The sequence below is a fragment of the Fibrobacter sp. genome (genome assembly GCA_024399065.1).
Lineage (GTDB): Bacteria > Fibrobacterota > Fibrobacteria > Fibrobacterales > Fibrobacteraceae > Fibrobacter.
This window is the reverse complement of the sequence record JAKSIB010000018.1, coordinates 1-13,182: the sequence shown is the minus strand read 5'-3', so window position 1 is coordinate 13,182 and position 13,182 is coordinate 1. Positions and strand designations below refer to the sequence as shown.

Genomic DNA, 13,182 nt, shown 5'->3' with positions numbered 1-13,182 from the left:
GAACTCGTGCCTCGTACCTGGAGCCTACTTAGCCATTGCTTCGGTGTCGAGAGCGATGAGCAGTTCTTCGTTGGTGGCAACAACCATAGCGGTGGGGGTGCCATCCTTGGAGATGATGTGGCCGGATTCCTTGCCGCTCTTCATGTTGCGATCGTCATCGATTTCGTAGCCGAGGAGCTTGAGGTTTTCCATGACGGTCTTACGGACCAGGAAGCTGTTTTCACCAATGCCGCCGGTGAAGACGAGAGCGTCGATGCGGGGGAGGGCCATGGCGATGCCGCCGATTTCGCGGGCCAGCTTGTAGCAGAAGGTTTCAATAGCGATCTGTGCGCCAACGTGGCCTTCGCTTGCAGCCTGGCTCAAGGTGCGCATGTCGTTGGAAAGGCCGGAGAGACCGAGAAGACCAGATTCCTTGTTCACCATCTTGTCGAGACGGTCGATATCGTAGCCGTACTTCTTGCTGATGAAGAAGAGGATTGCGGGATCGATGGAGCCGGAACGGGTACCCATGATGAGACCATCCAGCGGGGTGAAACCCATGGTGGTGTCGGCGCACTTGCCGTTAAGAATGGCGGAGCAGCTGGAGCCGTTACCGAGGTGAGCGGTAATGAAGCAGCAGTCTTCCGGCTTCTTGCCGAGAATTGCAGCAGCTTCTGCGGTTACGAAGCGGTGGCTGGTGCCGTGGAAACCGTAACGGCGGATGGCGTCGTCTTCGTAGAACTTGTAGGGGATGCCGTAGAGGAATGCCTTGCGGGGCATGGTCTGATGGAAGGCGGTATCGAACACTGCCACCTGGGGGAGGTTCGGGAAGAACTTCATGGCGCATTCCATGCCGGTTGCGTGAGCCGGTTCGTGGAGCGGGGCGAACAAGGTGATGCTACGGATGTAGTCGATAACTTCCTGGGTAACCTTTTCGCTCTTGATGTACTTGCCGCCATGCACTACGCGATGGCCGATGGCTTCGATGCCGTCGATGAGGTTCTGGTCGCCCAGGTATTTCTGGACGGCAGCAACTGCTTCAGCATGGGTGGGGCAATCGAAGTTGTAGTCCTGCTTGTCGACGGGGCCCTTGCCCTTGAAGTGGCCATCAACGCCAATGTTTTCAACGAGACCGCTGGAAAGAGCTTCCTTGGTAACAGTATCAATGACAGCGAACTTTACAGAAGAGCTGCCGCAGTTAAGAACGAGTACACGCATTTTTTCCTCTTAGTTTCAAGGTGCTTATGTAATATGGAAAAAATTTAGGAAAAACCGCTACGGAAATTTCTAGATTTTTTTTGATGTTAAAGAGAATTCAGAGTTTTGACGAAAAGGTTTCCCTGTACTGGACCAGTCGCCAGTTTTCCAAGGGTGTGAATAAGTTCCTAAAGTTCTATGTGCGCCTCGGTGACGGTTATCTTTGGGCTGCTTTTATTGCCTTTGTGATTTACAACGTCGGCCTCGATGTGTTCTGGCCTATTCTTGGTAGGGCGCTTTGTGCCTTGGTGGCTGCCCTTGCGATTTATGAAATCGTGAAACTTAGTACCAAACGTTTGCGCCCCTGCGAAAAGCTTTCTCAGATTAAGGCCGAGGTTCCGCCTCTGGACAAATACAGTTTCCCTTCGGGCCATACAATGAATAATTTGGCGGTGGCTTCTGCGGTGTTCTACGCTGTTCCAGCCTACGGTTGGCTCATGCTTTTGCTTCCTTTGACCTGGGGACTCCTGCGAGTCTATTACGGTGTGCACTGGTTTTCAGATATTGTTTGCGGATTCGTTCTAGGTATAGTCAGTTTTTTTGTAGGCAGCTTAATCTGGATTCCTGTTTCTTCTATTCTTGCCGGATATTTTCCGCAGATTCCTTTTGTTTAGATCGAACCGTTTCTTGTAAAAAGCTAGTTTTCAAATGTGATGCTAGCGAAAATACAGAAAATAGATGAACGAATTTCTCGTTACTGGACGGCTACCTTTAGGCACTGTTCCGAGAGAACGAAGAAGATTCTTCGTATTTATGTTCGTCTGGGTGACGGTTATTTCTGGATTATTGTTGCGTTGCTTCTTTGGATTCATCGTGGCTGGCAGGAAACACTCCCCATTATGCTGAATGCGGGTTTTGCCTTTACTATTGTGGTGACCCTTTATGAACTGATCAAGCTGAATGTGAAACGCCCTCGCCCGTTCTCGGTGCTTCCTTCTGTGAAACAGGAGCTGCCTTTGATGGACCAGTTCAGCTTTCCCTCTGGCCATACTATGAACAATCTGGCTGTAGCGACAACAGTGATGCTGGCCTTGCCCTGCTATTATTGGTTCTTGTTCCTGCTGCCGCTTTCCTGGGGTTTCCTCCGCGTAGTTTTTGGCTTGCATTGGCTTTCTGATGTAATCTTTGGAATCATTTTTGGTCTTCTGTGTTTTATGGTGGCGCACTATGCCTGGATTCCTATTTCTGGCGTACTGGCGGATTGGCTGCCGATGCTTTCGTTCTAATAGTGGATTGAATTTTGGGTCTCATGAATCAGTATGTTTCTGCAAAGGATTTTTTTGCGAACCTCTCGCCTAATGCACGGGTTTATTTATTGATCCGCCATGGGGAGCGTCGTCACATTACGCCTCAAGATTCCGATGGTGGCGCCCATGTTGGCCTTACAGACAAAGGAAGAGAACAGGCCTTTGTCTTGGGATCGCAGCTCCCAATCGAAGGAGATGCCGTTTATTTTTCTAGTCCGGTGGGGCGCTGTGTTGAAACGGCTCAAAGGATCGGTCTTGGTCGCGAAGCTGCCGGTGGTCCGCCTCCCGCAGAAGTCCAGATTCTCGATCCGCTGGGCGATTTCTTTGTGAAGGACTTCGACCAGTACCACGCGGTGCTCAACGAAAAGTTCTATCCCAGTATCTGCGATTGGATCCGTGACGGGGTGCATCCGGCATATCACGACCTCCACGAACGTGCCGAAGAGATGCGTTCCATGATGTTGGAAAAGGGGGCGGCCCGCTTCAACATATTTGCCTCCCACGATGCCTGGATTGTTCCCTGTCTTGCCCATTTTTGCAAGTTCGACTTCACCCCGGGAGTGTGGATGAACTTTCTGAGCGGCCTGGCTATTGTGATTGGACCGAATGGCGATGAACGGATTGAGCCTGTAACGGGCTTGGATGATGGCAATATGTTCTTTTAGATGTTGACAGCCGTGTTTATTAAGTTTATATTATCGCAAAACTCAAAAGGAGAAACAAATGAGAAAGTCTATTGTTAAACTCGTCGCTGCCCTGTCCATGGTCCTGGCTTTTGTTGGCTGCACCATTGAAATCACCGACGCAACCTATTCCCTCAATTACAATTATTTCTACACATCCTATTGTGCCGATGATAGCGATCCTTCTTCCTGCGAAGACCTGGGTGAAGGCTCTTATGTTCGTGTAAGGGGCGACCTTAACTACAATGCTGTCGTTACCATCGAAATGTATCTCCCGGGTGATGATGATCCGTACTACGAAGAAGACTTCTACTATGAAGGCCGTCTTTCCGACAGAGATGGTACCTATGAATACTTCAAGGCTGTTTCCGGTGGCGACCGCGTCCTCGTTTATGATGAAGACTTTGCTTCCCTGGAAGGTGCTGCTGGTTGGGCATACAACTTCTCCAATGACGCTGACCTTTTCAAGAAGCGTGCCAAGTAAGAAGAACTTTTGCTACAGACAAAGTAATTCTTTTCTCGAAATTAAAAGAGATCCTGCATTACCCGCAGGGTCTTTTTTTATATAGATTCAGTATATGGCTGATATGGAAAATATTGATTCTTCTAGGGCAGTGCCACCTAATGGTTACCGCCGTATTTATGTTTTGGGCTCGGGCTTCAGCAAGTCCTTTTTGCCCCAGATGCCCACTCTTCGTGATTTGAACGAATTGATCCCCTTTGGCATTCCGGAGGAATTTCCGCATTTCCGTGATTATTGCAAGCGCTTTCTGGACTTGTGCAATGGCCAAAGCGAATATTTGAGCATTGAGACGTTGGCCACGTCTATTCTGTCCGCTAGAATTTTCCCGGGAGAACGTGAGCGACTTTACCACGCAAGCCTGCGTTTCGAATTGCTGCGTTTTATTGCCAGTGTGATTCGCCATGACGAGGCTCTCTCCACGGAGAACGCTGTGGTCCTTCGCGAGTTCTTGAAATCCTGCGTGAACTGTCCTTCCGAAGGCCGCCGTGACACCCTTTTGCTTTCTTTCAATTACGATACCTTGATCGAGTCTGCCATTGCTCGGGACCCGGAACTTCGTGAGACCATTTCCGTGGATTATGGTGTCCGCATTGATCGCGCCGACCGTTCCGCCCGTCGCGAAAAGTTGCTGCATACAGTGGACCTGATAAAACTTCATGGTTCCCTCAACTGGTTCCCTGTTAAAGGCGTGGTAGATGAGCTGGACCTGAAGAACGTTTGCCAGGTGGAACCGGAAGACCGCAGTTTCCCCATTTATTGCGAGGACACTCCAATTTATATCCCTATGGCTCATGCAAAAGAAAGTTTCCTTCGCGGAAGTTTGTTCAATGTTTTGTGGAGCAAGGCGGATTATTACCTGAAAAACGCCGAGGAAATCTACTTTGTCGGTTACGGTTTCCCGAAATCCGACGTGAATAATCTGGAATTTCTGCTAAGCCATCGCGAACGCTTCAAAAAAGTAGTGGTTTTTGAACGAAAAGGCCATCCGGATCTTGTCCGCCTGGAAAACCTGCTGGGTACAGAGGTGGTGGAGTCCTGCGACGCCAAGAATTTCCTGGAAAAAGCGCTATAAATATTGATGTTTCTAAAATTTTAAGGGGCGTTGTTGCCAGACAACGCTTCTTTTGTTCGTATATTTCATGCTGGTGTATAAGTATATAGATTGGATCAGGAAAAGGATAGATTGATTCATGAAAAAATCTAGTACTAGATGTTTTGCCGCTATGCTTGCTATGGCGACCGCATGTTCTGTTTCTGCCTGGGCTGGCCCCATTACCACGGTTCCCTGGAATGGCCACGATGGCGCAGTTTCCTTTACTTTTGATGACGGCTATAACCAGCTGGGTGCGATCGGAAGTTACCTCAATGCTAATTCAGATGTGAAGGTTACCTTCTTTATTACCGGAGCCATGGGCGCAGGTAGTGGCAACATGAGCGATTATCTGAATTATGCCAAGAATGGTCACGAAATTGGCAACCATTCCAAGAGCCACAAGGATATGACCGGCGGCGTGGACCTGACTGCCGAAACCAGCGGCTGGAAAAGCAGCCTGCTTTCTAAGGGCGCTCCTGAAGTCTATACATTTGCAACTCCCTTCTGTGCTAGCAACAACAATGTGGCTAATGCCATCAGCAAGGATCACATTGCCAACCGTAACTGCGCCGGTGCCAAGTACTATGGCTGGAGTTCCGAACCGGAATGGATGAACATCAGTTCCAACTGCTACACCCAGGGTGGTTCCAGCACAAGCAACGCCAAGAACAACATGGGTACCGCCAAGAGTCAGAAAGCCTGGACGGTGCAGCTGAACCATGGCGTGGGCGTCAACGACACTTATGGTATCGCCACCAACGACATGACCTCCATTATGAACGAGGCCAAGAATAAGGGATTATGGATTGCTCCTTTCGGTGTGGTGGCTGCTTACTACCGTGCCCACTTCGCCATCGACAAGGCTTCCGCCACTACAACCTCCGATGGTTTCAAAGTCACTTGGACTTCTCCCCATTCCGCCATGCCCAAGTCAGTGCCTCTCCGCGTGAACATCCAGAACGTGGCCGGCCGTACCGTTTCCCAGAAGGGCAAGGTCATCGCTCCGAATGCAGACGGCTCCTACACCATTGAATTCATGGCCCTGGAATTGAATGTGACTGGCGAACCTCCCGAAATCAAACCTTTCAAGGGTGCCATTGAAATCCCGGGAACCATCGAAGGTGAGAACTACGATACCTATGCCTTTGAACATGCCAATAGCGGAAGCGATACCACGGGTTACCGCGCTGACGACGCTGGCATTGTAAAGGCTGGTGCAGGTCTCGCCCTCGGTTATACCACTACAGGCGACTACTTCGAATATACTCTGGATGTTAAGACCGCAGGCAAGTACAAGGTTTCTGTGAATGGAGCTACCGGCAATAACGCCGATGGTTCTGTAACGGTTTCTGTGGGTTCCAGCAAGTCTACGGTGGCTGTGGCTGCCAAGGGCGACTGGAACACTTATTCCGAAAGTGCAGGTGATGAAATTGAACTTGCCGCAGGTAAGCAGACTCTCCGCCTTACCATCAATAACGACAACTTGAACGTGGACTGGATCAAGCTGGCTAGCGCTGCTGTGGAACCCCCGCCGGCATCTTCCAGCTCTGTTGCTGAAAATCCCGCTGAAAGTTCCTCCTCCGGAACAGACGCCATTGCAAATACGGTTCAGTGGAATGTGGGTCCTGGCATGATCAGATGCTCTGTTTTTGACATGAATGGTGTTTTGGTGAAGTCGGCCCATGTAACGGCAGGGTCTGTGGGCGAAATCTGGAACAATGTCAACCAGGGCCTTCGTGAAGGCGCCTATGTTCTTCGATTCACAGGTGCCAAGTCTACTCAAACGGCTCGTGTCCGTAAGTAATTTTGGGTAGTTGACTCGGGCCGGACTCGGGTAAAAATAATGCTCTCGGAATGTTTTTCCGGGAGCTTTTTTTGTTTGCTGTTGTAAAGCTTTTGTAAAGAAATATTGTCAAAATAGGCTAATTTCGCCTAAAAACCGCAAGTGTTGTAACGTCGTACAACACAATGTGTTTGCGTTTATTCCATATTGGAATGAAAAAAATGTAGTTCTAGGCTTAAGGAGACTCTACCCGAATGAAAAGGGAGGGGTGTGTGATGATTATGAATAAAAAATTGATTGTTGGCGCAGCTGTTATCGCATTTGGTGCAACTGTTGCTTCTTCCCAGGAAATTGCTACTTGGGCTGGCTTCCGCAAGGGTGCCGCAAGCTTTACCTTTGATGATGGCGCACCTAGCCACGTAACTGACGGTGCCCCGGTTTTTGACAAGTACGGTTATAAGGGTACCTTTAACCTGGTGTACAACTGGAACCCCAACTGGAGCGGTTTCCAGCAGATGGCCAATAACGGTCACGAAATTGCTAGCCATAGTAACTCCCATGGCAATAACATGTCAGGTGAAGAAGCTTCTTCCAAGACAAATATCCAGGGAAAGATTAATCAGGATGGTGGTATTATTACTGTTGCTTACCCCAACTGTAATGTGCCTAACCAGTCTGCTGTTAACCAGAACTACATTGCAGGCCGTATCTGTAATGGTTCCTGGCAGGGTGTGTCCGATATCATGGGCAAGGATGGTCCTTCCGACTGGACCAAGGTTCCTGCTCTCATGACTGGTTCCGAAGGCTCCATCAAGAGCACCAGTGATTTTACTGGCCAGATGCAGAAGGCTATGCAGCAGAATGGCTGGGTCATGTTCCTTACCCATGGTTTCCAGGGCAAGAGCAATGGTTCTGCAACCTATTCTCCCACCGATCTGAGCGCTATCGATGGCGCTCTTAGCTGGGCAAAGCAGAACGATGCCGATATTTGGATTACCACTTTCCGTGATGGCGTCATGTACGTGAAGGAACGTAAGGCTTCCAAGATCGAAACTGTTTCTGGTGCTGCCGCCGGTACCATGGAATTCAAGTTGACTCACAACATTGCTGACAATATCTGCAAGTACCAATATCCGCTGTCTATCCGCGTGAAGAATTCCAACAACTGGACTAAGGTTACTGCTACCCAGAACAGCAAGGCTATTGATGTTTCCATCAAGGATGGCTACATTTACTTTGATGCAGTTCCCAATGGCGGTAACATCGTCTTGACTTCTGGCGACGCCCCGGCTCCGGCCTCTAGCTCTTCCGCTGCAGCTCCTGCTTCTAGCTCCTCTATTGCAGCTCCGGCATCTAGTTCTTCTGCAATTGCTCCGGCTTCCTCTAGCTCGGGTACTCTCGCAATCGGCAACAATGTCGTGATGAATGTTGTTTCCGGTGTTGTCAAGTGCAGCGTGTTTGATGTAAATGGCCATCTGCTCAAGTCCTCTTACACCGCAGCCGGTGCCGCAAACGACATGTGGAACCGAGTGAATGTGGGTCTTGGTGCAGGCGTCTACATCATGCGCTATGGTGAAGTTGGCAAGACTATGCAGACCGTTCGCGTTCGCAAATAAGCTTTTGCTTTCATAATTTTTCTCTCTTTCTCTTTAGTTAAAAACCGCCCCCTAGTAGTTTCGTGTCTACCGGGGGCATTTTTTATTTGTTTGCCTGCCCAAGGGGTGGGCGATTTTTATATTTCAACTTGATGAAAAACTGGTGCAAGACTGTTGGGGTGTTTGTGATGGTTTTGGCCTGCGCGTCCTTTGCGCAGCTGGTTCTTCCCAAGAAGGCCGTAGAGGATTCTGTCAAGCTTGTGGATAGTAAGCCTCTTGTTGTCGTCCGCGATTCCAACGACATTGACGTTCAGGCTCTAGATGATTCCATCAGCACGATCAATGCTGACCCGACTTTGCAGGAAACTGCCAAGAACATGGTTATTCAGAAGGGTATTGAATTGATTGGGACCACGTTGAAGAATTCTCTCTCGCCCAATTCCGCCGAGGCAGAGGCCTCTTTGCGGGAACTTGAGTACAAATAATTGATAACTAAGGCGAGTGAAGCGACTAAATTTATTTAGTCATTTCCGAGCCGGTTATCAAAAATAACGAAGTTATTAATTGATGATTTTTTAAAAACGTGCCCCGCTTTTTTGCGGGGCATTTTGTATTATAAGAGAAAATTTTGGGGGGAATCTTGTGAAGAGGATAATCGTTGTTTTACTGTGTTCAATCAGTCTTTGCTGTGCACAGCTGATGCCTGCGAACATGGTTGTCTCCCAGCCGGTGGATACGACTCTGCTGGTGGATTCAGCTCAGACGCAGAGTGTGCAGGCTTCGGAGAACTATGATCTGCCGATCCCTGCATATGATGCGCAGAAAGATACTGTAGATTATGGCAGAGGAAATACAGGTGCAAGGTCTTTGAATGGTAGTCACTTTCCTTATGCGAGAATCCTTATTGCTACAGGGACTGTCGTTGGTCTTTTTGTTTTGGCATTGATTTTTAATTCGAACGCCGTTCCTCCTATACAGTTTGGTCATTAAAAGGCTATGAAAAAAGCCCGGCGCGTAACGCCGAGCTTTTTAGTTTTGATGAGTCGCGAAATTTGCGACTTATTCCGGATTAACCGAGAATGTACTTTTCGCCAGATTCAACGCTCTGGTAGATGAGAGTGTTGATGGTCATGGGGCCAACGCCACCCGGAACCGGAGTGTATGCGCTGGAAACTTCTTCCATGCCCTTTTCGCAGTCGCCAACGCCACCCGGATGGTAACCTGCGTCAATAACCACAGCGCCCTGCTTGATCCATTCCTTCTTGATGAATTCCGGCTTACCCACAGCGCCAACGACGATGTCAGCCTGCTTCACCAGTTCCGGAACGTTGGGGGTCTTGGAGTGGCAAATGGTAACAGTGCAGTTGGCGTTCAACAGCATCATGGCCATGGGCTTGCCGAGGATGGCGCTACGGCCAACAACCACAGCGTGCTTACCGGAGAGCTCAACGTTGTAAGCCTTCAGAAGACGCATGATGCCCTGGGGGGTAGCGCAGCCATAGGCCTTTTCACCCATGGACATACGGCCAAAGCCCAGGCAGGTCACGCCGTCAACGTCCTTACGGGCGTCGATTGCTTCGAAAGCAGCGCGTTCGTCAATGTGGCGGGGAACCGGGTGCTGCAAAAGAATGCCATGAACGTCCGGATTTTCATTCAGTTCCTGGATCTTGTTCAGCAGTTCTTCGGTAGTGGTGTTCTGCGGCATGATGACCTTGATGCTGTCCATGCCAACGCGGGCGCAGGCATTGCCCTTCATCTTCACGTAGGTAGCGGAAGCAGGATCGTCGCCAACGAGAATGGTGGCGAGGATCGGGGTCTTGCCGGTCTTTTCCTTAAGCTTAGCCACGCGTGCGCTGAGTTCTTCTTCGGTAGTCTTGGCAAGTGCCTTGCCATCCAATACGAGAGCTGCCATAGTTTTCTCCAGGTTTAATTTTCTTGAGACCAAAGATAAAAATATGCCTCGCACTTTTAAATATGCGAGGCGAAAAAATTTGATCTTAGTGATTATTATGTGCTTCCTTTACGTCCTGACCGTCAAGGCAGTATAGCTTTTCTGCGGGCGGTTCGGGGAAGACTGGCTCCCCCTCGGCTTCATATTCGTTACAATATCTGTAAGGCCAGCCTTTGTTTTTTGCGACGGATAGGAAGTGGTTGTGAATCGCTGTTGTATCCAAGGGAATTTCCCGCACAGCATTCCAGTCGTCCAGCCTGTCATGGAAATTGAAGCCGCGGATAATTCTCATTGAACGGGCGTCTAGTGAGGTTTTATAATTCAGTTCGTAAGTAGTGTCTACGCCATAGAGAGAATTAGGGTTTTCCGTATAGGTGTAAATGGTGTCCGGAGTCCATCGCCATCGCCATTCTTCTTCACGTTCCTCATCGGTAAAGTCTTCGCATACGAAACTTTCGGAATGGTCGCAATTTTGGAAGGCGCCAGTTATTCGGTCTGTGAAAAAGCGATGGATAGATGCAGTGTCAACGTCGAAACGGACGCTGTCTTCAACCAACTGTTCCCTGGTTAGGGTCTCGTCCACTTTCTTATTGTATTCCCTGATGTAACTGGTGACTTGGGAGTAGCGTAGATTCCTATGAATCTGTACGTATTCCATTTCATTGAAATCTTTGGGAAGTTTGTTTAAACTGGTCGCATTGTTTCCGGAATCCGTGCATGCAAATAGGGTCAAGGAGATTGAGAGAAAAAGAAGATGTTTGAGCATGTTTTAAAGATATAAAAAAGCCCGCCTTACAGCGGACCTTTCATAAATCTTTCTTCAAAAAAAATTTAGAAGATTTCCTTGATTGCCGGGGCAATAGTGCAAATCAGAACCCAAGGATAGGAGAGGCTTCCTTTCAACCAGCCGGTCTTCGGAGCGCTATCGCTGACAAAAAGGCTGTTGGAAGCTTCGACAGACTGCTGCAGGGAACCCTTCAGGGATTCCATGGAATCGTCAAACTTTTCCTTGTTCAGGTTTGCTGAATCGATGATGTTCATGAAACGGGTGCTCATCATTTTCTCCATTTTCTCTCTTCGGGGGCATAATTTAACAATTTGTAAGTTTTTTTTAAAGGTCTTTGTATCACACCGTTTACAAGATGGCGATTTTTGTGAAATTTTGCACACGGGTCCGAAAATGACCGAAATTGCGGAATTTACACTAAAAAACGGGTTTTCCTGTGTAAAACGAGTGGTTTTATTGCCAGAAATTCGCTATTTTGTTGTCTGTGAATCGGAATCAAAAAATGTTCGCTTGACGTTCTCTTGTATAAGATTCTGTTAGTTTGTGTGTTTTAAATCAAATTTTTGAGGGTAATAAATGAACTTGACTCGTTATGCTTTGGGCATGGCAATTTGTGGCTCCATGGTCGCCTGTGGCGGTTCCAAGCCTGCTGTTGAAACAACTCCTGCACCGCAGAGCGCCCCTGCGGTTGCTGTGGTGGATTCGTCTGCTAATGCAACTCCGGTAAATTCTGCCGAAGTTTCTTCTGTTCAGTCCGCACCTGCAGAACAGAAGTTTTCCCTTGAAGATCCGATGGCTCGCTATAGCTATGCCTTGGGTATGGACTTGGGTAAGGCTGTTGCCAATGTGAATGTCCCCCTGAACATGGATGTGCTGATGGGCGCCATCAAGGACCAGATTGATTCCAGCCGTACCGTTCAAATGAATGATACTGCCTGTGAAAAGGCTTTGCAGGAATTGCTCCTGAAGATGCAGCTCCAGAAGGAAGCCGATGCAAAGGTTGCCGCACAGAAGGCCCTAGAAGAACAGGCCCAGTTCCTGGCCAAGAACATTATGGATTCCACCGTGAAGGTGACCACCAAGGGCGTTCAGTACAAAGTAATAACCGAAGGTGCCGGTCTCACCCCGAAGGCAGCCGACAAGGTGAAAGTCCATTACGTTGGAACTCTTCTCGACGGTACCGAATTTGACAACAGTGTCAAACGTGGCGAACCGCTGGAATTCCCGGTAAGTGCCGTTATCGAAGGCTGGCAGGATCTTCTCCAGGTCATGAAGGAAGGTGAGAAGGTGAAGGCCTGGATTCCCAGCGCCTTGGCTTACGGTGAAGAAGGTGTGGATCCCTTGATTCCTGCAAACGCCATGCTGGTCTTTGAAGTGGAACTGCTTAAGGTTCTCGCCGAAGTCCCTGCTGCAGAAGATTTGGCTGCTCCCGCTGCAGACTCTGCAAAGTAATTTCTATCTTTTACCCCATGAACCCATCTGATTTTAATTCACAGCATTTCGAAGTTGCAGGTTTCATCCGTGAAGTGTTCGGCTACATGGAACGTTTCAAGGGTCAGCTGTTTGTCCTGAAGATCGAAGATGATCTGATGAGCCATCCGCTGTTTCCTGTGCTCATGCGAGATATCGGACTTTTGCACAAGTCCGGGATTAAGATCATTATCGTGCCGGGAACTCGCAATTCCATCGACGCCCAGCTGAAGGCTTGGGGTCTGGAATCCAAGTTCCATAACGGCGTACGTCTTACTTGCGAAGAGGCCCTGCCCCATGTGGAACAGGCATCTCTTGGCGCTGCCCAGCACATCATGAGCCACCTGACCGCTAGCGGCCTCCGTGGTATTCAGGGCAACTGGATTTTGGCCCGCAGCATGGGCGTGGTAAACGGTGTGGACTATATGCGCACCGGCCGCATTGAACGTATCCAGAAGGACATCCTGGAACAGCTGTTGGAAGAAAATTTCGTGCCTATCATTCCGCCCATCGGCTGGAACAAGATTGGTCACGCCTACAACATCAGCTCCACAGAACTTGCCACGGAACTCTGCAAGTACATGAAGGTGGGCAAGCTGTTCTTCATCGGAAACCAGGACGGTATCAAGCTGGAAGGCCTGGTGACGGGCAAGAACACCAAGTATCTGGAGCCTACCGACAACGGCCTTATTTCTGCTATGGATGTGGACCAGGCCCAGGAACTTCTGGAGCTGAACTCCGATACGTTGAACTTTGCCCAGATGGACTACCTGATGAACGCCATTCACGCCTGCAAGGCCGGCGCCAACCGTGT

Annotated in this window: 15 protein-coding genes; 11 read left to right on the top strand and 4 right to left on the bottom strand. The window is 49.2% G+C overall.

What is annotated here, in order from left to right:
• Positions 1–24 precede the first annotated feature (24 nt).
• Positions 25–1,197 (bottom strand): acetate kinase, encoded by a 1,173-nt coding sequence (locus MJZ25_09985; GenBank protein MCQ2124500.1) that lies wholly within the window; start codon positions 1,195–1,197, stop codon positions 25–27.
• A gap of 83 nt (positions 1,198–1,280) precedes the next feature.
• Between MJZ25_09985 and MJZ25_09980 the strand changes: the two genes are divergently transcribed.
• The 9 genes from MJZ25_09980 to MJZ25_09940 all read left to right on the top strand — a co-directional run bounded on the left by MJZ25_09980 (position 1,281) and on the right by MJZ25_09940 (position 9,150).
• Positions 1,281–1,850, top strand: coding sequence for a phosphatase PAP2 family protein (locus MJZ25_09980; protein MCQ2124499.1), 570 nt, complete (start codon positions 1,281–1,283; stop codon positions 1,848–1,850).
• 39 nt (positions 1,851–1,889) lie between these two features.
• Entirely contained in the window at positions 1,890–2,462 is a 573-nt protein-coding gene (locus MJZ25_09975) for a phosphatase PAP2 family protein (GenBank protein MCQ2124498.1), read from the top strand.
• A 23-nt stretch (positions 2,463–2,485) separates the two neighbouring features.
• Complete coding sequence (locus MJZ25_09970; GenBank protein MCQ2124497.1) at positions 2,486–3,148, top strand: histidine phosphatase family protein; 663 nt, start codon at positions 2,486–2,488, stop codon at positions 3,146–3,148.
• Positions 3,149–3,206: 58 nt separating this feature from the next.
• Positions 3,207–3,650 (top strand): hypothetical protein, encoded by a 444-nt coding sequence (locus tag MJZ25_09965; GenBank protein ID MCQ2124496.1) that lies wholly within the window; start codon positions 3,207–3,209, stop codon positions 3,648–3,650.
• A 94-nt stretch (positions 3,651–3,744) separates the two neighbouring features.
• Entirely contained in the window at positions 3,745–4,761 is a 1,017-nt protein-coding gene (locus MJZ25_09960) for a hypothetical protein (protein MCQ2124495.1), read from the top strand.
• 118 nt (positions 4,762–4,879) lie between these two features.
• Entirely contained in the window at positions 4,880–6,586 is a 1,707-nt protein-coding gene (locus tag MJZ25_09955; protein MCQ2124494.1) for a carbohydrate-binding protein, read from the top strand.
• Positions 6,587–6,840: 254 nt separating this feature from the next.
• Positions 6,841–8,181 carry a polysaccharide deacetylase family protein gene (locus MJZ25_09950; GenBank protein ID MCQ2124493.1) on the top strand — a complete coding sequence of 447 codons (1,341 nt, stop codon included), beginning with the start codon at positions 6,841–6,843 and terminating at the stop codon, positions 8,179–8,181.
• Positions 8,182–8,312: 131 nt separating this feature from the next.
• Positions 8,313–8,645, top strand: coding sequence for a hypothetical protein (locus MJZ25_09945; protein ID MCQ2124492.1), 333 nt, complete (start codon positions 8,313–8,315; stop codon positions 8,643–8,645).
• A gap of 157 nt (positions 8,646–8,802) precedes the next feature.
• A complete protein-coding gene (locus MJZ25_09940; protein ID MCQ2124491.1) occupies positions 8,803–9,150 on the top strand; it encodes a hypothetical protein in 348 nt (115 codons plus the stop codon).
• 79 nt (positions 9,151–9,229) lie between these two features.
• Here the strand turns inward: MJZ25_09940 and folD are convergent, their stop codons facing one another.
• The 3 genes from folD to MJZ25_09925 form a co-directional block, all read right to left on the bottom strand.
• Positions 9,230–10,072, bottom strand: a complete 843-nt coding sequence (gene folD / locus MJZ25_09935; protein MCQ2124490.1) for a bifunctional methylenetetrahydrofolate dehydrogenase/methenyltetrahydrofolate cyclohydrolase FolD — start codon at positions 10,070–10,072, stop codon at positions 9,230–9,232.
• Between the two features lie 85 nt (positions 10,073–10,157).
• The gene (locus tag MJZ25_09930; GenBank protein ID MCQ2124489.1) at positions 10,158–10,769 is read right to left on the bottom strand and encodes a hypothetical protein; all 612 of its coding nucleotides are present in this window, start codon (positions 10,767–10,769) and stop codon (positions 10,158–10,160) included.
• A gap of 173 nt (positions 10,770–10,942) precedes the next feature.
• Positions 10,943–11,179, bottom strand: a complete 237-nt coding sequence (locus MJZ25_09925) for a hypothetical protein (protein MCQ2124488.1) — start codon at positions 11,177–11,179, stop codon at positions 10,943–10,945.
• Positions 11,180–11,474: 295 nt separating this feature from the next.
• Between MJZ25_09925 and MJZ25_09920 the strand changes: the two genes are divergently transcribed.
• Entirely contained in the window at positions 11,475–12,350 is an 876-nt protein-coding gene (locus MJZ25_09920; GenBank protein MCQ2124487.1) for an FKBP-type peptidyl-prolyl cis-trans isomerase, read from the top strand.
• Between the two features lie 17 nt (positions 12,351–12,367).
• On the top strand, positions 12,368–13,182 hold an 815-nt coding region (locus tag MJZ25_09915; protein MCQ2124486.1), incomplete at its 3' end, for an amino-acid N-acetyltransferase.